Here is a 13,936-nt window from a genome sequence, read left to right on the forward strand (position 1 = left end):
CGGACGCCTTCCGCGTCCCTGCTGTGAGAGAGGTACGCCCTGTGTGTTTCAGGATCGTTTCGCGGTTTCGGCAAAATGGTTTCATTCGGCCGGTATTTCGCCTGTTTTCTGCCAAATCATCCGTGATGTAGATCACATACAGATCTAACCGACAGCGATGCGGGCCGCGGGGGGACACGGGCCGGGATCAAAACAATAATAAAAGCAAAAAAGGAAGCGCCGGCGGCGAGCCGGCCGGTCAGCTCGCCCGCTGAATGTCGGCGCGTATCGACCGTGCTGCCCTGATGAACAAAAGGGCGCCGAGCGTGGTCGTGACCGCAGCCGACAGCAGCGAATACCGCACGGCCTGGGCGCCATAGTCATTCTTCAGCGCGTCGTTGAGCATGCCGACCGCGAGCGGGCCGACGCCCTGGCCGAATCCGGCGGCTGTCAGCAGCATGATGGCGGAAGCCAGCGCCCGCATGCTCGGCTTGGCGACAGTTTGCGCGATCGCAAAGATCGGGCCGAGATGAAAGCCGACCAGGAACGAGGTGGCGGCCAGTGTCGCCACCATCGTGGTGAAGTCCGGAGTCAGCATGCAAAGCGCAAACACCGGTCCCGCGAGGCCTGACGTGATCGCGGGTGCCCACAGCTTCCAGCGATCGTCGCGGCGGCTGATCTGGGCCACCATGAATCCGCCGAGCAGCGTGCCGGCGATGCCGCACAGCCCCTTGAAGGTGCCGGCATAGGTGCCGATTTCGGCGCTGGAGAGATGGTGCACCCGCGCCAGGAACGGCGGAATCCAGGCCGAGGTCGCGTAGTTGGTGTAGGTGGTGAGACAAAAGCCCGCGAGCAAAATGACAAACGTTCGCTGCGAGGCGAGGAAGCCGAGCGTCGGCCTGATCGGCTCCGGCGTGAACGCCTCCGCCATCGCCCCGCGCTTCGGCTCGGAGATCGTCAGCCACAGCACCGCGGCGAGCGCGATGCCGGGCAGGCCGGCGACACAGAACGCCATCCGCCAGCCGTAGTACTGGTTGACATAGCCGCCGATGAAATAGCCGAGGAATACGCCGAGATAAGTGCCGATGGCGTAGACGCCGAGCGCCCGCGGGCGTTCGTTCTTGCTGAAGAGATCGGCAATGATCGACTGCGAGGCGGGCGTGCCGCCGGATTCGCCGATGCCGACGCCGATGCGCGCGAGCGCCAGCGTCGTCACGCTGTGCGCCATGCCGCAGAACACCGTCATCGCGCTCCAGAACGCCAGCGCAACGGCAACGATGTTGCGGCGGTTGAAGCGGTCGGCGAGGCGCGCGATCGGGATGCCGAGCAGCGAATAGAACAGCACGAAGCCGAAGCCTGCCAGCAAGCCCATCGTGGTGTCGCTGAGCGCAAACTCCTTTTTGATCGGCTCGATCAGGACGTTGAAGATGGTGCGGTCGAGGAAGTTCAGCGCATAGATGCCGGTCAACAGCGCGAGCACGTAATAGCGCCGGATCGAGGGCCTTGCGGCGGCCTCCGCTTGAACAGCCGCCTGCGGCGCGAGATCGACCATGCTTTCCCCCTGGATGTTGTCTTTTGCCGAACGTGCCGGCTCACGCCTCGCGAATGAAATTCCCCGCCTCGAATTCAACCGGCGGCGCGTTTGAATCAAAGGAGACGCCGATCGGATCGCGGCCCGCGGCCAAAGCTTCGAGCTGATCGCCCAGCATCCGCCGGATCATCAGGATGCCGCGGTCGCTCTGGCCGAAATGCTCTTCTGAGTGCAGCGTCACCGGGCCCTGGCCGACCTGCGCCTCGTAGTCGCCCGGGAATTGCTGGTGCTCCTGTTCGGTCATGTCCCACCAGAACTTGCCGTTGAATTTTGAGCGCATCCGCCCGATGTCGCCCGAATTCTTCACCCGGCCGGCGACATAGATGCGGAACGACGTGTCGTCGATCGGCAGCGTCCAGCCGATCGATTCGACGCGAGCGAATTGCGCGACGCGCGGATTGGGCACGACGCGCAGCGTGGGGAGGGCGGCTTCCGTCACTCGATAAAACACCCTGCCGTCGTCCTGACGTCGGATCGAGCGCACGATGACGCCGCGCGGCGACATCTCGAACTTCACCTCCGGCATCGAGGCCATCATGTTGGTGAATTGCGGCCCCGAGAACGAGCCGTGCAGCACCGGGACGTGGTAGGGGTCGACCACGTTTTCGAAATGCTGCAGCCAGTTGCAGGGGATGACGGCGGGGCCGCCGCCACCGATGGAAGAGTCATCGGCCTCGACGAACTCGCCATCGTCCATGTTTTCCAGGCATTCGTAGCGCGGCAGGGCCGGCTGCCTCTCGGCGGGCCCGAGGTAGGCGAAGATCAGGCCGTAGCGTTCCTGCAGGGGATACCAGGGCTGGCGCACCTTGTCCTTGAACAGGCCGCCTTCGGGCTCGCAGGGTTGTTCGAGGCAACGGCCCTCGGTGTCGAACTTCCAGCCGTGATAGCAGCAGCGGATGCCATCTTCCTCGACCTTGCCGTAATAGAGCGTGGTGCCGCGATGGCAGCAGCGGGCGTGCAGCAGGCCGACTCGGGCGTGCCTGTCGCGAAACAGCACCAGGTCCTCGCCGAGCACGCGTAGTTTTCTGGGGATATCGGTAGCGTCGGCAACAAGTCCGACGGGGTGCCAGTAGCGCCGCAGCAGTTCGCCCATCGGCGTGCCGCGGCCGACCGAGGTCAGTTCGGTCCGCGTGGTGGACGGCTTCATGGCATAGCCGGTCCCGAGATCGCGATCCCGCTGCGTAATGTTCATGCCGTTTCCTCCCGCCGCGGCTTTTGGCGCCGCGGTCGTATGGAAGTTTAGTGAAATGCAAATAGATGACAATGTCAACGATCGTCATATCGTATCGGTCGATTGTCTTGTTCGATCGCCATCGCCGGCGAGCTTGGCACCGGCCTACTTTGTTGGCAGAGGTTTGCTATGAACCAGAAACCGGGAAAGCAGGCCGCGCCGCCGCCCGCTGCGGCTGAGGAGCTGGCGCCGATCACCGCGATGATGTCGTCGCGGCTGATGGTGCTGGCCAATCTGCTCAAGCGCGGCGCGATCCTGCGCTACAAGCGGCTGGCGGGGCTGTCCTCGGTGGAGTTCGGTCTGGTGGCCTCGCTGGGGCGGCGGCCGCCGATGAGCGTCATCAGGCTCGCGGAAGCGGTCGGCATGGACAAGGGGCAGATCAGCCGCGCACTGGCGGAACTGGTCACGCGGAAGCTGGTCGCCAAGGAGGTCAATCCGCGGGACAACCGCGAGACGCTGGTTTGTCTGACCAAGGCGGGCCTGGCGGCGCATGACACCATTGTGGCAGGCGCGCAGGAGCGCAACCGGCGGCTCCTGGAACAGCTGGGCAAGGACGAGCTCGAGGTACTGCTGGGGCAGATCGACCGCCTGACGGACACGGCCGCCCAGATGCTCGCGGATGAAAAGGATTTGAACTGAAATTCGGCACCTTGCGGCCCGACGCGCGTTGGTCGGGCGAGGCCGGAACGCAACACTTTTTCGGGTTCTGCGGATGCGTCAAACGCAGGCATTACCCTCAAGCCGGCTTGTCTTGCGCCCTCTGTTGCGCTGCGCTAAGCCAAGAATAATTCCAATCAACGAATCTGCGGCCAAATCCGCAGGAAAAGGCACCGCCGATGACCGGCATCCTGCAGAATTACCTTCCACTTGTCGTGTTTATCGGGGTGGCGAGCCTGATCGGTCTGGCGCTCCTGATCGCTCCGTTCCTGGTCGCGTTCCAGCAGCCGGATCCGGAAAAGCTCTCCGCCTATGAATGCGGATTCAACGCATTCGACGACGCCCGTATGAAGTTCGACGTCCGCTTCTATCTGGTCGCGATCCTCTTCATCATCTTCGACCTCGAAGTGGCGTTCCTGTTCCCGTGGGCGGTCGCCTTCGGCAAGCTCGGCGCCACCGGGTTCTGGTCGATGATGGTGTTCCTCGCCGTCCTCACGGTCGGCTTTGCTTATGAGTGGAAGAAAGGCGCGCTGGAATGGGACTGAGCCCGACAGCAACAGGCTCTTCGCCCGCGATCGCGCAGGCGCCGAAGGGCATTCTCGATCCCGCTACCGGCAGGCCGGTCGGCGCCAATGATCCGTTCTTCCTCGAGGTCAACCACGAGCTTTCGGACAAGGGCTTCTTCGTCGCCGCCGCCGACGACCTGATCACCTGGGCGCGGACGGGATCCCTGATGTGGATGACGTTCGGCCTTGCCTGCTGCGCGGTCGAGATGATGCAGGTGTCGATGCCGCGCTACGACGTCGAGCGCTTCGGCTTCGCCCCGCGCGCTTCGCCGCGGCAGTCCGACGTCATGATCGTGGCGGGCACGCTGACCAACAAGATGGCGCCGGCGCTGCGCAAGGTCTACGACCAGATGCCTGAGCCGCGCTACGTGATCTCGATGGGGTCGTGCGCCAATGGCGGCGGCTACTATCACTATTCCTACTCGGTGGTGCGCGGTTGCGACCGCATCGTGCCGATCGACATCTACGTGCCCGGATGCCCGCCGACGGCGGAGGCGCTGCTCTACGGCATATTGCTGCTGCAGAAGAAGATCCGGCGCATCGGGACCATCGAACGCTAAGGTTTTAGGTAATGGACGACGGCAAGCTCGACGCCCTTGGGCAGACGATTGTTAGCGCGCTTGGCGGCGCGGCGAGCGCCCATGCGGTCGCGTTCAACCAGCTCACCGTCACGGTCGATGCGACGAAGATTGTCGAGGTCATGAAGTACCTGCGCGATGATCCCGCGCTGCGCTTCATCAACATCACCGACGTGACGGCGGTCGACTATCCCGGCCGCGAAAAGCGCTTCGACGTGGTCTACCACCTGTTGTCGCCGACGCTGAATGAGCGCATCCGCGTCCGCGCCGAGGCCGACGAAACCACGCAGGTACCCTCGATCATCGAGGTGTTTCCCGGCGCCGACTGGTTCGAGCGCGAGACCTACGATCTCTATGGCGTGATCTTCACCGGCCACCCCGACATGCGGCGGCTATTGACGGATTACGGTTTTGACGGCCATCCGCTGCGCAAGGATTTCCCGCTCACGGGCTTCGTGGAGGTCCGCTACGACGACCAGGAGAAGCGGGTGGTCTACGAGCCGGTCCGCCTCAACCAGGAATTCCGCAAATTCGATTTCCTCTCGCCGTGGGAAGGCGCGGACTATCCGCTGCCGGGCGATGAGAAGGCTGAACCGAAGGCCTGACCATGAACGAACAACCGCAAAACCTTCGCAATTTTACCATCAACTTTGGGCCGCAGCATCCGGCCGCGCATGGCGTGTTGCGCTTGGTGCTGGAGCTCGATGGCGAAGTCGTCGAGCGCGTCGATCCGCATATCGGCCTGCTTCACCGCGGCACAGAAAAGCTGATCGAGCACAAGACCTATCTGCAGGCGATTGGATATTTCGACCGGCTCGATTACGTGGCGCCGATGAATCAGGAGCACGCGTTCTGTCTCGCGGCGGAAAAGCTGCTCGGCATCACGGTGCCGCGCCGCGGCCAGTTGATCCGCGTGCTCTATTGCGAGATCGGTCGCATCCTGTCGCATCTGCTCAATGTCACCACCCAGGCGATGGACGTCGGCGCGCTGACGCCGCCGCTGTGGGGCTTTGAAGAGCGCGAAAAGCTCATGGTGTTCTATGAGCGGGCCTCCGGCGCGCGCATGCATGCGACCTATTTCCGTATCGGCGGCGTGCATCAGGACCTGCCGCCAAAACTGATCGACGACATCGAGACCTGGTGCGATCCGTTCCTGCAGGTCGTCGCGGACCTCGAAACGCTTCTGACCGGCAACCGCATCTTCAAGCAGCGCAACGTCGATATCGGCGTGGTGACGCTGCAGCAGGCCTGGGAGTGGGGCTTCTCCGGCGTGATGGTGCGCGGCTCGGGCGCTGCCTGGGACCTGCGCAAGGCGCAGCCCTATGAATGCTACGCCGAGATGGATTTCGATATTCCGATCGGCAAGAACGGCGACTGCTACGACCGCTACTGCATCCGCATGGAAGAGATGCGCCAGTCCGTGCGCATCATGAAGCAGTGCATTGCGAAACTGCGCGCGCCGGATGGCCAGGGCCCGGTCGTCGTCGAAGACAACAAGATCGCGCCGCCCCGTCGCGGCGAGATGAAGCGCTCGATGGAAGCGCTGATCCATCACTTCAAGCTCTATACCGAAGGCGTGCACGTGCCGGCCGGCGAGGTCTACGCCGCGGTAGAGGCGCCGAAGGGCGAGTTCGGCGTCTATCTGGTCTCCGACGGCACCAACAAGCCCTACAAGTGCAAGATCCGCGCGCCGGGCTTTGCCCATCTGCAAGCGATGGATTTTATCTGCAAAGGCCATCTGCTCGCCGACGTCTCCGCCATTCTCGGCTCGCTCGATATCGTGTTCGGAGAGGTCGATAGGTGATGGCGCAGGCGCCCATCCAGTTTGACCGGGCTTCGGGCGCGCTCGTTGGCGCGAACGCGTGGGAGCGTTTGGCCGCGATTGCGCTGGTGCTGGGTTCGAAGGTGGCGTCGAATTTTTCGCACCGCGGCTACAATATGTGCGCCAATCTCCTGCGCACGACGCTGCCCGAGCGCGGCATCCAGATCAAACTCAATCCCGACGCGACCTTCGAGTTTCCCTATGGCGACGGCTACTGGAGCAAGCTGCTCAACCGCACCTACCATTACGAGAACGAACTCGAGCTGCTGTTCAAGGATTCCGCCGACGTCGACTACACGCTGCTCGATTGCGGCGCCAATTACGGCTACTGGTCGGTCCTGGTATCGAGCAAGCCGTTTGGTTCGCGCAAGGCGATCGCGATCGAACCATCAGGGCAGAATTTTCCGAAGCTTGCCAACAACGCCAAAATCAACGGCAATCGCTTCGAAGCCATGAAATGCGCGATCGGCGCGACATGCGGCACCGCGCGGCTGTCCGGCACCAAGCATGAGGCCTTCAGCATCGCCGGCGACCAGTCTGATGGCGAGGAGGTGCCTGTCATCGCGCTGGATAACCTGCTCGACGACGGCAAGGTCGCCCCCGGCGGCAAATATCTGATCAAGCTTGACGTCGAGGGCGTCGAGATCGAGGCCATGAAGGGCGGCGTGCGGTTGATGCAGGGTGACAGCGTGCTGCTCTGTGAGGAACACGGCAACGATCCCCAGCACACCGTGTCGCGCTACATGCTCGAACAGACTCCGCTGAAGCTGATCGTCTACGACCCGCGCAGCAATCGCCTTGAAACCGTGACCGACCTTTCGATTCTGGACCGGATCAAGGTTTCAACCCATGTCGGCTACAACGTGTTCGGCACCGCAAGCGCATTCTGGCTCGCCCGGATCGATGCGCTCAATGCGAAAGCCGGGCGCCGCGTGCAATGAGAGACTGAACGATGTCCGTCCGCCGCCTCGCACCGAAGGAATTGCAGCCCGCGAGCTTTACGTTCTCGGAAGAGAACCTCGCCTGGGCCAAGGCGCAGATCGAAAAGTATCCGCCGGGTCGCCAGGCGTCCGCAGTGATTGCGATCCTGTGGCGCGTCCAGGAACAGCATGAGGGATGGGTTTCGGAGGCCGCGATCCGCGCCGTCGCCGACCTCCTCGAAATGCCCTACATCCGCGTGCTGGAAGTGGCGACCTTCTACACAATGTTTCAACTGCAGCCGGTCGGCAAGAAAGCCCATGTGCAGGTCTGCGGCACCACGCCGTGCCGCCTGCGCGGCGCCGAGGACATCATCAAGGTGTGCCAGAGCCGCATCCATCACGATCCCTTCCATCTGTCAAAGGACGGCAATTTTAGCTGGGAAGAGGTCGAGTGCCTGGGCGCCTGCGTGAATGCGCCGATGGTGCTGATCTGGAAGGACACCTATGAGGACCTGACCAAGGAAAACTTCGGCAAGGTGCTCGACGGCTTCGCGTCAGGCAATCCGCCGAAGCCGGGACCGCAGATCGACCGTCAGTTCTCGGCGCCGGTGGGCGGGCCTACGACGCTGAAGGAAATCACATGAAGCGTGACGGCACATTGCCCGTGGTCGGGCAGGGAAGGGTCAGCGCGATGAAGAACTGGCGCTATATCGGCATGCACGCCATCGCGGCGGCCGTTTTCATTTTTCTGCTGCAGCGTTACGCGCTGAGCGCGACGCTCGAATCCAGCCTGTTGTGGGCGTTGACCTTCGGCGGATGCGCCGCGGGTCTCGCTTACGCGCAGTCCAATCGTTGATCTGAGGAAGCTTCAAGTCATGCTCGACGACAAGGATCGCATCTTCAAGAACCTCTACGGCCTCCACGATTGGGGGCTTGAGGGCGCGCGCCGCCGTGGCGCGTGGGACGGCACCAAGGCGATCATCGACAAGGGGCGCGACTGGATCATCAACGAGATGAAGGCCTCCGGCCTGCGCGGGCGTGGCGGGGCGGGCTTTCCGACCGGGCTGAAATGGTCGTTCATGCCGAAGGAATCCACCGACGGGCGGCCGAGCTATCTGGTCGTCAATGCCGATGAGTCCGAGCCCGGCACCTGCAAGGACCGCGAGATCATGCGGCATGATCCGCATCTGCTGGTCGAAGGCTGCCTGCTCGCCAGCTTCGCGATGAACGCGCATGCTTGCTACATCTATGTGCGGGGCGAGTTCATCCGCGAGCGCGAGCATCTGCAGGCCGCGATCGACCAGGCCTATGAGGCAAAACTGGTCGGCAAGGACAATATCAACGGCTGGCCGTTCGACATCTATGTCGCCCACGGCGCCGGCGCTTATATCTGCGGCGAAGAGACCGCGCTGCTGGAGAGCCTCGAGGGCAAGAAGGGCCAGCCGCGGCTGAAGCCGCCATTCCCGGCCAATGTCGGCCTCTACGGCTGCCCGACCACCGTCAACAATGTCGAATCCATTGCAGTTGCGCCGGACATTCTCAGGCGCGGCGCGGCGTGGTTCGCCGCGATTGGCCGGCCGAACAATGTCGGCACCAAGCTGTTTTGTATCTCCGGTCATGTCGAGCGGCCCTGCAACGTCGAAGAGGCGATGGGGATTCCGTTCCGCGAACTGATCGAGCGCCATTGCGGCGGCATTCGCGGCGGCTGGGACAATCTGAAGGCCGTGATCCCCGGCGGCTCGTCGGTGCGCATGGTGCCGGCCGAGCAGATCATCGACACGCCGATGGATTTCGATAGCCTCAGCAAATTGCGCTCCGGTCTCGGCACCGCCGCCGTGATCGTGATGGACAAGTCGACCGACCTGATTCGGGCGATCGCCCGCATTTCCTATTTCTACAAGCATGAGAGCTGCGGCCAGTGCACGCCGTGCCGCGAAGGCACGGGGTGGATGTGGCGCGTGTTGACCCGCATGGCCGAAGGCCGCGCCCACAAGCGCGAGATTGATATGCTGCTGGAAGTGACCAAGCAGGTCGAAGGCCACACCATCTGCGCGCTTGGCGACGCCGCGGCCTGGCCGATCCAGGGGCTGATCGCGCATTTCCGTCACGAGATCGAGGCGCGCATCGACCAGTATTCGCACAAGGCCGATATCGACGATATCGGTGTGCGCGATCCCGTGAACATGGTCGCGGCGGAGTAGGGATGACGATGTCGCAACCGAGCTTCTGGTGGCAGAGATACGGGACGCTGGCGCAGATGGCGCAGGCGACCGTGGCGCTGCTCGGCTTTGTTGCGATCCTGATCCAGATCAACGAGATCCGCACCAACAACCGCGCCACCAGCGCGCGGCAGGCGTTTCTGGGGTACACCGATCTGGCATTCAAGAATCCGAAGTTCGCGCAGCCGGACTACGAGATGATCAAGGCTACGGGGCGCGACGAGCAGGTGCAGTACGAGAGCTTCGTCACCTACTTCCTTTACGCCTGCGAGGAGGCGATCGGTGCCTTCGCGGGAAAGCGCGAGTGGCTGGCCTCCTGCGACTACGACCTGAAGCCGCATCTGCCGTTCCTGTGCGAGAAGAGCGCGGCGCAGCCGGCCTATCTCGCGACCTATGGCGCCGAGACCCAGCAATGGATCAAGACGTCGCTGAAGACCGCCAGCGTTACACCGCCAGACTGCAAGCTGGGAAAGACCTGAGACCGCAATGACCAAACTCATCATCGACGGCAAAGAGATCGATGTACCCGCAGAGTTCACGCTGCTGCAGGCCTGCGAGGCCGCGGGCGCCGAAATTCCGCGCTTCTGCTACCACGAGCGGCTGTCGATCGCCGGCAATTGCCGGATGTGCCTCGTGGAGGTGAAGGGCGGCCCGAAGCCGGTCGCAAGCTGCGCCTGGGGCGTGCGCGACTGCCGGCCCGGTCCGAAGGGCGAGCCGCCGGAAATCTCCACGCGTTCGCCGATGGTCAAGAAGGCGCGCGAAGGCGTGATGGAATTCTTGCTGATCAACCACCCGCTGGATTGCCCGATCTGCGACCAGGGCGGCGAGTGCGATCTGCAGGACCAGGCGATGGGCTACGGCGTCGACACTTCGCGCTTTGCCGAGAACAAGCGGGCGGTCGAGGACAAATATCTCGGCGCGCTGGTCAAGACCTCGATGAACCGCTGCATCCAGTGCACGCGCTGCGTCCGCTTCTCCGCCGAAGTCGCCGGCGTCCCCGAGATGGGCGCGACCGGCCGCGGCGAAGACATGGAGATCACGACCTATCTGGAGCAGGCGCTGACCTCGGAATTGCAGGGCAACCTCGTCGATATCTGCCCCGTGGGCGCGCTGACCTCGAAGCCGTATGCGTTCGCCGCGCGCCCATGGGAGCTGGGCAAGACCCAGTCGGTGGACGTCATGGATGGCGTTGGCTCGGCGATCCGCGTCGATACCCGCGGCCGTGAGGTGATGCGGATCCTGCCGCGCATCAATGAGGCCGTGAACGAGGAATGGATTTCGGACAAGACCCGCCACGTCGTCGACGGCCTGCGCACGCAGCGGCTCGACCGGCCCTATATCCGCGACAACGGCAAGCTGCGCGCCGCGTCGTGGCAGGAGGCGTTCGCGGCGGTTGCGGCCAAGGTCAAGATGAGCGACGGCAAGCGGATCGGCGCCATTGCCGGCGATCTCGCCGCCGTCGAGGAGATGTTCGCGTTCAAGGATCTGCTCGGCCAGTACGGTTCGACCAATTTGGCGGTACAGGGCGGCGACGCCTTCGACGCCAAGGCGGGACGGGCGACCTGGATCTTCAACCCGACCATTGCCGGGATCGAGCAGGCCGACGCGCTGCTGATCATCGGCGCCAATCCGCGCAAGGAAGCCGCCGTCCTCAACGCGCGCATCCGCAAGCGCTGGCGCACCGGCCAGCTCAAGGTCGCGCTGGTCGGCCCCAAGGCCGATCTCACCTATGATTACGACTATCTCGGCGCGGGCACCGATACGCTGGGCGAGCTCGCCAGCGGCAAGCATTCCTTCACCGAGGTGCTGAAAGGCGCCAAGCACCCGATGGTGCTGGTCGGCGCCGGCTCGCTTTCGCGGCATGACGGCGCGGCGGTGCTGGCGCTGGCGGCCAAGGTCGCGGCAGGCACGGGCGCGCTCAAGGATGGCTGGAACGGCTTTGCCGTGCTGCAGGATACGGCGTCTCGCGCGGGCGCGCTCGATATCGGCTTCGCGCCCGGCAAAGGCGGCCTCAGCCTGGCGCAGATGACGACCTTCGGCACGCTCGACGTGCTGTTCCTGCTCGGCGCGGATGAAGTGAAAGTGCCGGATGGCACGTTTGTGGTCTATATCGGCACCCATGGCGACCGCGGCGCGCACCGCGCCGACGTCATCCTGCCGGGCGCGGCCTATACCGAAAAATCCGGCCTCTACGTCAATACCGAGGGCAGGGTGCAGATCGCGAACCGCGCGGCGTTCCCGCCGGGCGAGGCGCGCGAGGACTGGGCGATCGTCCGCGCGCTGTCGGATGTGCTGGGCAAGAAGCTGCCCTATGATTCCCTTGGGGCGTTGCGTCAGGCGCTGTTCAAGGCCGTCCCGCATCTGATGCGGATCGACCAGATCGAGCCCGGCAAGGCCAGTGACGTCAAGGCGCTGGCGGGTAAGAAGGGCGGCAAGGTCGACAAGACCCCGTTCAAGAGTTCGGTCGAGGATTTCTATCTGACCAACCCGATCGCCCGGGCCTCGGCGGTGATGGCGGAATGCTCCCGGCTTGCGTCCGGGAAGATGCTGACGGCAGCGGAGTGATGCGATGAAAGTCATCGGCCTCATCGGCGGCATGAGCTGCGAATCAACCGCGCATTATTATGCGCGGCTGAACGCGCGCATCCGCGAGGCGCTCGGTGGCTTGCACTCGGCCGAAATCCTGATGTGGTCGGTCGATTTTGCCCCCATTGCACAGATGCAGGCAGACGGCCGCTGGGAGGAAGCGGGCGCGCGTCTTGCCGTCATCGCCCGGCGCCTGGAAGAGGCGGGGGCAGAGGTGATCGTGCTCGCCACCAACACCATGCACAAGGTTGCTGACGCCATCGAGGCCGCGATCGGTGTCCCCTTCCTGCACATCGCTGACGCGACGGCGGAGAAGATTCGCACATCCGGCAAACGCAAACCCGCCATCATGGCGACCCGTTTCACCATGGAGCAGGATTTCTACACGGGCCGACTGCGAGAGAAATTCGGCCTCGATGCAATCACGCCGGACGAGTCCGACCGTGCGCTGGTACATCAGATCATCTATGACGAGCTTTGCGTCGGCCGCGTCACCGAAGCCTCGCGCGCCGTCTTTGTCGACGTCGCGCAGCGGCTCAAGGCAAAGGGCGCGGACTGCCTCGTGCTTGGCTGCACCGAAGTCGGTATGCTGCTCAATGAGGGGAATACGCCGCTTCCGATGTTCGACACTACTTTAATCCATGCTGATGCCGCGGTGAATTTCGCGCTCGGCCACGTCCCAACCGCGCAAGCAGCAGAATGAGCGTGACCTGATGGCTGATTTCTTCGCAAGCTCGTTCTGGACCGGTTTTCTCTGGCCGCTGATCGTCATGGTCGCGCAGAGCGTCCTGCTGCTCGTCGTGCTCCTGATCGCGATCGCCTACATCCTGCTCGCCGACCGCAAAATCTGGGCGGCGGTGCAGATCCGCCGCGGCCCCAACGTGGTCGGCCCCTGGGGCCTGCTGCAATCCTTCGCGGATCTTCTGAAGTTCGTGCTGAAGGAACCGGTCATTCCGTCCGGCTCCAACAAGGGCGTGTTCCTGCTGGCGCCGCTGGTGTCCTGCGTGCTGGCGCTGGCCGCCTGGGCCGTCATCCCGATGGATCTCGGCTGGGTCATCTCCGACATCAATGTCGGCGTGCTCTACATCTTCGCAATCTCGTCGCTGTCGATCTACGGCGTCATCATGGCCGGCTGGTCGTCGAATTCGAAATATCCGTTCCTGGCCGCGCTTCGTTCCGCGGCGCAAATGGTGTCCTACGAAGTCTCGATCGGCTTCGTCATCATCACCGTCTTGCTGTGCGCCGGCTCACTCAATCTCTCGGCCTTGGTGGAAGCGCAGAACACCCGCGGCTTCGCCAGCTTGATCGGCCTGCCGCAGCTCACCATCCTGAACTGGTATGTGTGGCCGCTGTTCCCGATGTTCGTGGTGTTCTATGTCTCGGCGCTGGCCGAAACCAACCGCCCGCCGTTCGATCTGGTGGAGGCGGAATCCGAACTGGTCGCGGGTTTCATGACCGAATACGGCTCGACGCCGTATCTGCTGTTCATGCTCGGCGAATATGTCGCGATCACCACGATGTGCGCGCTGGCGACGATCATGTTCCTCGGCGGCTGGCTGCCGCCGGTGGACCTGCCGCCGTTCAACTGGATCCCCGGCGTGATCTGGTTCGCGCTAAAAGTGTTCTTCATGTTCTTCCTGTTCGCGATGGCGAAGGCGATCGTGCCGCGCTACCGCTACGATCAACTGATGCGGCTCGGCTGGAAAGTGTTCCTGCCGCTGTCGCTGGCGATGGTGGTGATTGTGGCCGGCGTGCTGCAATTCGCCGGCATCGCGCCGAAGTGAGGC

The 13,936-nt window shown here is 63.5% G+C and carries 15 protein-coding genes; 13 read left to right on the top strand and 2 right to left on the bottom strand.

Going from position 1 to position 13,936, the window contains the following annotated elements; genetic code table 11:
- Positions 1-238 precede the first annotated feature (238 nt).
- Both V1294_RS19795 and V1294_RS19800 read right to left on the bottom strand, forming a co-directional pair.
- A complete protein-coding gene (locus V1294_RS19795) occupies positions 239-1,531 on the bottom strand; it encodes a spinster family MFS transporter (protein WP_334499484.1) in 1,293 nt (430 codons plus the stop codon).
- Between the two features lie 40 nt (positions 1,532-1,571).
- On the bottom strand, positions 1,572-2,762 hold the full coding sequence (locus tag V1294_RS19800; RefSeq protein WP_334499487.1) for an aromatic ring-hydroxylating dioxygenase subunit alpha: 1,191 nt from the start codon (positions 2,760-2,762) through the stop codon (positions 1,572-1,574).
- A 168-nt stretch (positions 2,763-2,930) separates the two neighbouring features.
- On the opposite strand from V1294_RS19800, the gene V1294_RS19805 reads away from it, so the two are divergent.
- The 13 genes from V1294_RS19805 to nuoH all read left to right on the top strand — a co-directional run bounded on the left by V1294_RS19805 (position 2,931) and on the right by nuoH (position 13,933).
- Positions 2,931-3,440, top strand: a complete 510-nt coding sequence (locus V1294_RS19805) for a MarR family winged helix-turn-helix transcriptional regulator (RefSeq protein ID WP_108516296.1) — start codon at positions 2,931-2,933, stop codon at positions 3,438-3,440.
- Positions 3,441-3,637: 197 nt separating this feature from the next.
- Positions 3,638-4,003, top strand: coding sequence for an NADH-quinone oxidoreductase subunit A (locus V1294_RS19810; protein WP_057856661.1), 366 nt, complete (start codon positions 3,638-3,640; stop codon positions 4,001-4,003).
- The gene (locus V1294_RS19815) at positions 3,994-4,584 is read left to right on the top strand and encodes a NuoB/complex I 20 kDa subunit family protein (protein WP_417021152.1); all 591 of its coding nucleotides are present in this window, start codon (positions 3,994-3,996) and stop codon (positions 4,582-4,584) included. The genes V1294_RS19810 and V1294_RS19815 overlap by 10 nt, the downstream gene beginning before the upstream one ends.
- Before the next feature lie 11 nt (positions 4,585-4,595).
- Positions 4,596-5,207, top strand: coding sequence for an NADH-quinone oxidoreductase subunit C (locus V1294_RS19820; protein WP_334481163.1), 612 nt, complete (start codon positions 4,596-4,598; stop codon positions 5,205-5,207).
- Between the two features lie 2 nt (positions 5,208-5,209).
- Positions 5,210-6,406: an NADH-quinone oxidoreductase subunit D gene (locus V1294_RS19825; RefSeq protein ID WP_334499489.1), complete on the top strand. Its 1,197-nt coding sequence runs from the start codon at positions 5,210-5,212 to the stop codon at positions 6,404-6,406.
- Positions 6,406-7,365, top strand: a complete 960-nt coding sequence (locus tag V1294_RS19830; RefSeq protein ID WP_334499491.1) for an FkbM family methyltransferase — start codon at positions 6,406-6,408, stop codon at positions 7,363-7,365. Before V1294_RS19825 ends, V1294_RS19830 begins: the two co-directional genes overlap by 1 nt.
- An 11-nt stretch (positions 7,366-7,376) precedes the next feature.
- Positions 7,377-7,988, top strand: coding sequence for an NADH-quinone oxidoreductase subunit NuoE (gene nuoE / locus V1294_RS19835; RefSeq protein ID WP_334499493.1), 612 nt, complete (start codon positions 7,377-7,379; stop codon positions 7,986-7,988).
- Positions 7,985-8,200: a hypothetical protein gene (locus V1294_RS19840; protein ID WP_334481160.1), complete on the top strand. Its 216-nt coding sequence runs from the start codon at positions 7,985-7,987 to the stop codon at positions 8,198-8,200. Before nuoE ends, V1294_RS19840 begins: the two co-directional genes overlap by 4 nt.
- Before the next feature lie 19 nt (positions 8,201-8,219).
- Positions 8,220-9,545 (top strand): NADH-quinone oxidoreductase subunit NuoF, encoded by a 1,326-nt coding sequence (gene nuoF, locus V1294_RS19845; protein WP_334499495.1) that lies wholly within the window; start codon positions 8,220-8,222, stop codon positions 9,543-9,545.
- Between the two features lie 2 nt (positions 9,546-9,547).
- The gene (locus tag V1294_RS19850) at positions 9,548-10,042 is read left to right on the top strand and encodes a hypothetical protein (RefSeq protein ID WP_334499496.1); all 495 of its coding nucleotides are present in this window, start codon (positions 9,548-9,550) and stop codon (positions 10,040-10,042) included.
- Positions 10,043-10,049: 7 nt separating this feature from the next.
- Positions 10,050-12,128 (top strand): NADH-quinone oxidoreductase subunit NuoG, encoded by a 2,079-nt coding sequence (gene nuoG, locus V1294_RS19855; protein ID WP_334499497.1) that lies wholly within the window; start codon positions 10,050-10,052, stop codon positions 12,126-12,128.
- Between the two features lie 4 nt (positions 12,129-12,132).
- Positions 12,133-12,852: an aspartate/glutamate racemase family protein gene (locus V1294_RS19860; protein ID WP_334499499.1), complete on the top strand. Its 720-nt coding sequence runs from the start codon at positions 12,133-12,135 to the stop codon at positions 12,850-12,852.
- 10 nt (positions 12,853-12,862) lie between these two features.
- Entirely contained in the window at positions 12,863-13,933 is a 1,071-nt protein-coding gene (gene nuoH, locus V1294_RS19865; protein WP_108516275.1) for an NADH-quinone oxidoreductase subunit NuoH, read from the top strand.
- Positions 13,934-13,936 lie beyond the last annotated feature (3 nt).

The sequence above is a fragment of the Bradyrhizobium sp. AZCC 1678 genome, assembly GCF_036924765.1.
In the GTDB taxonomy this organism is placed as follows: Bacteria; Pseudomonadota; Alphaproteobacteria; order Rhizobiales; family Xanthobacteraceae; genus Bradyrhizobium; species Bradyrhizobium algeriense.

What these genes read in the sequence shown, in the direction of transcription:
- V1294_RS19795 (WP_334499484.1), bottom strand. Translation starts at nt 1,531, where the DNA reads ATGGTCGATCTCGCGCCGCAGGCGGCTGTTCAAGCGGAGGCCGCCGCA.
- nuoF (WP_334499495.1), top strand. Translation starts at nt 8,220, where the DNA reads ATGCTCGACGACAAGGATCGCATCTTCAAGAACCTCTACGGCCTCCAC.
- V1294_RS19830 (WP_334499491.1), top strand. Translation starts at nt 6,406, where the DNA reads ATGGCGCAGGCGCCCATCCAGTTTGACCGGGCTTCGGGCGCGCTCGTT.
- nuoG (WP_334499497.1), top strand. Translation starts at nt 10,050, where the DNA reads ATGACCAAACTCATCATCGACGGCAAAGAGATCGATGTACCCGCAGAG.
- V1294_RS19820 (WP_334481163.1), top strand. Translation starts at nt 4,596, where the DNA reads ATGGACGACGGCAAGCTCGACGCCCTTGGGCAGACGATTGTTAGCGCG.
- V1294_RS19840 (WP_334481160.1), top strand. Translation starts at nt 7,985, where the DNA reads ATGAAGCGTGACGGCACATTGCCCGTGGTCGGGCAGGGAAGGGTCAGC.
- V1294_RS19810 (WP_057856661.1), top strand. Translation starts at nt 3,638, where the DNA reads ATGACCGGCATCCTGCAGAATTACCTTCCACTTGTCGTGTTTATCGGG.
- V1294_RS19860 (WP_334499499.1), top strand. Translation starts at nt 12,133, where the DNA reads ATGAAAGTCATCGGCCTCATCGGCGGCATGAGCTGCGAATCAACCGCG.
- V1294_RS19825 (WP_334499489.1), top strand. Translation starts at nt 5,210, where the DNA reads ATGAACGAACAACCGCAAAACCTTCGCAATTTTACCATCAACTTTGGG.
- V1294_RS19850 (WP_334499496.1), top strand. Translation starts at nt 9,548, where the DNA reads ATGACGATGTCGCAACCGAGCTTCTGGTGGCAGAGATACGGGACGCTG.
- V1294_RS19805 (WP_108516296.1), top strand. Translation starts at nt 2,931, where the DNA reads ATGAACCAGAAACCGGGAAAGCAGGCCGCGCCGCCGCCCGCTGCGGCT.
- V1294_RS19815 (WP_417021152.1), top strand. Translation starts at nt 3,994, where the DNA reads ATGGGACTGAGCCCGACAGCAACAGGCTCTTCGCCCGCGATCGCGCAG.
- nuoH (WP_108516275.1), top strand. Translation starts at nt 12,863, where the DNA reads ATGGCTGATTTCTTCGCAAGCTCGTTCTGGACCGGTTTTCTCTGGCCG.
- nuoE (WP_334499493.1), top strand. Translation starts at nt 7,377, where the DNA reads ATGTCCGTCCGCCGCCTCGCACCGAAGGAATTGCAGCCCGCGAGCTTT.
- V1294_RS19800 (WP_334499487.1), bottom strand. Translation starts at nt 2,762, where the DNA reads ATGAACATTACGCAGCGGGATCGCGATCTCGGGACCGGCTATGCCATG.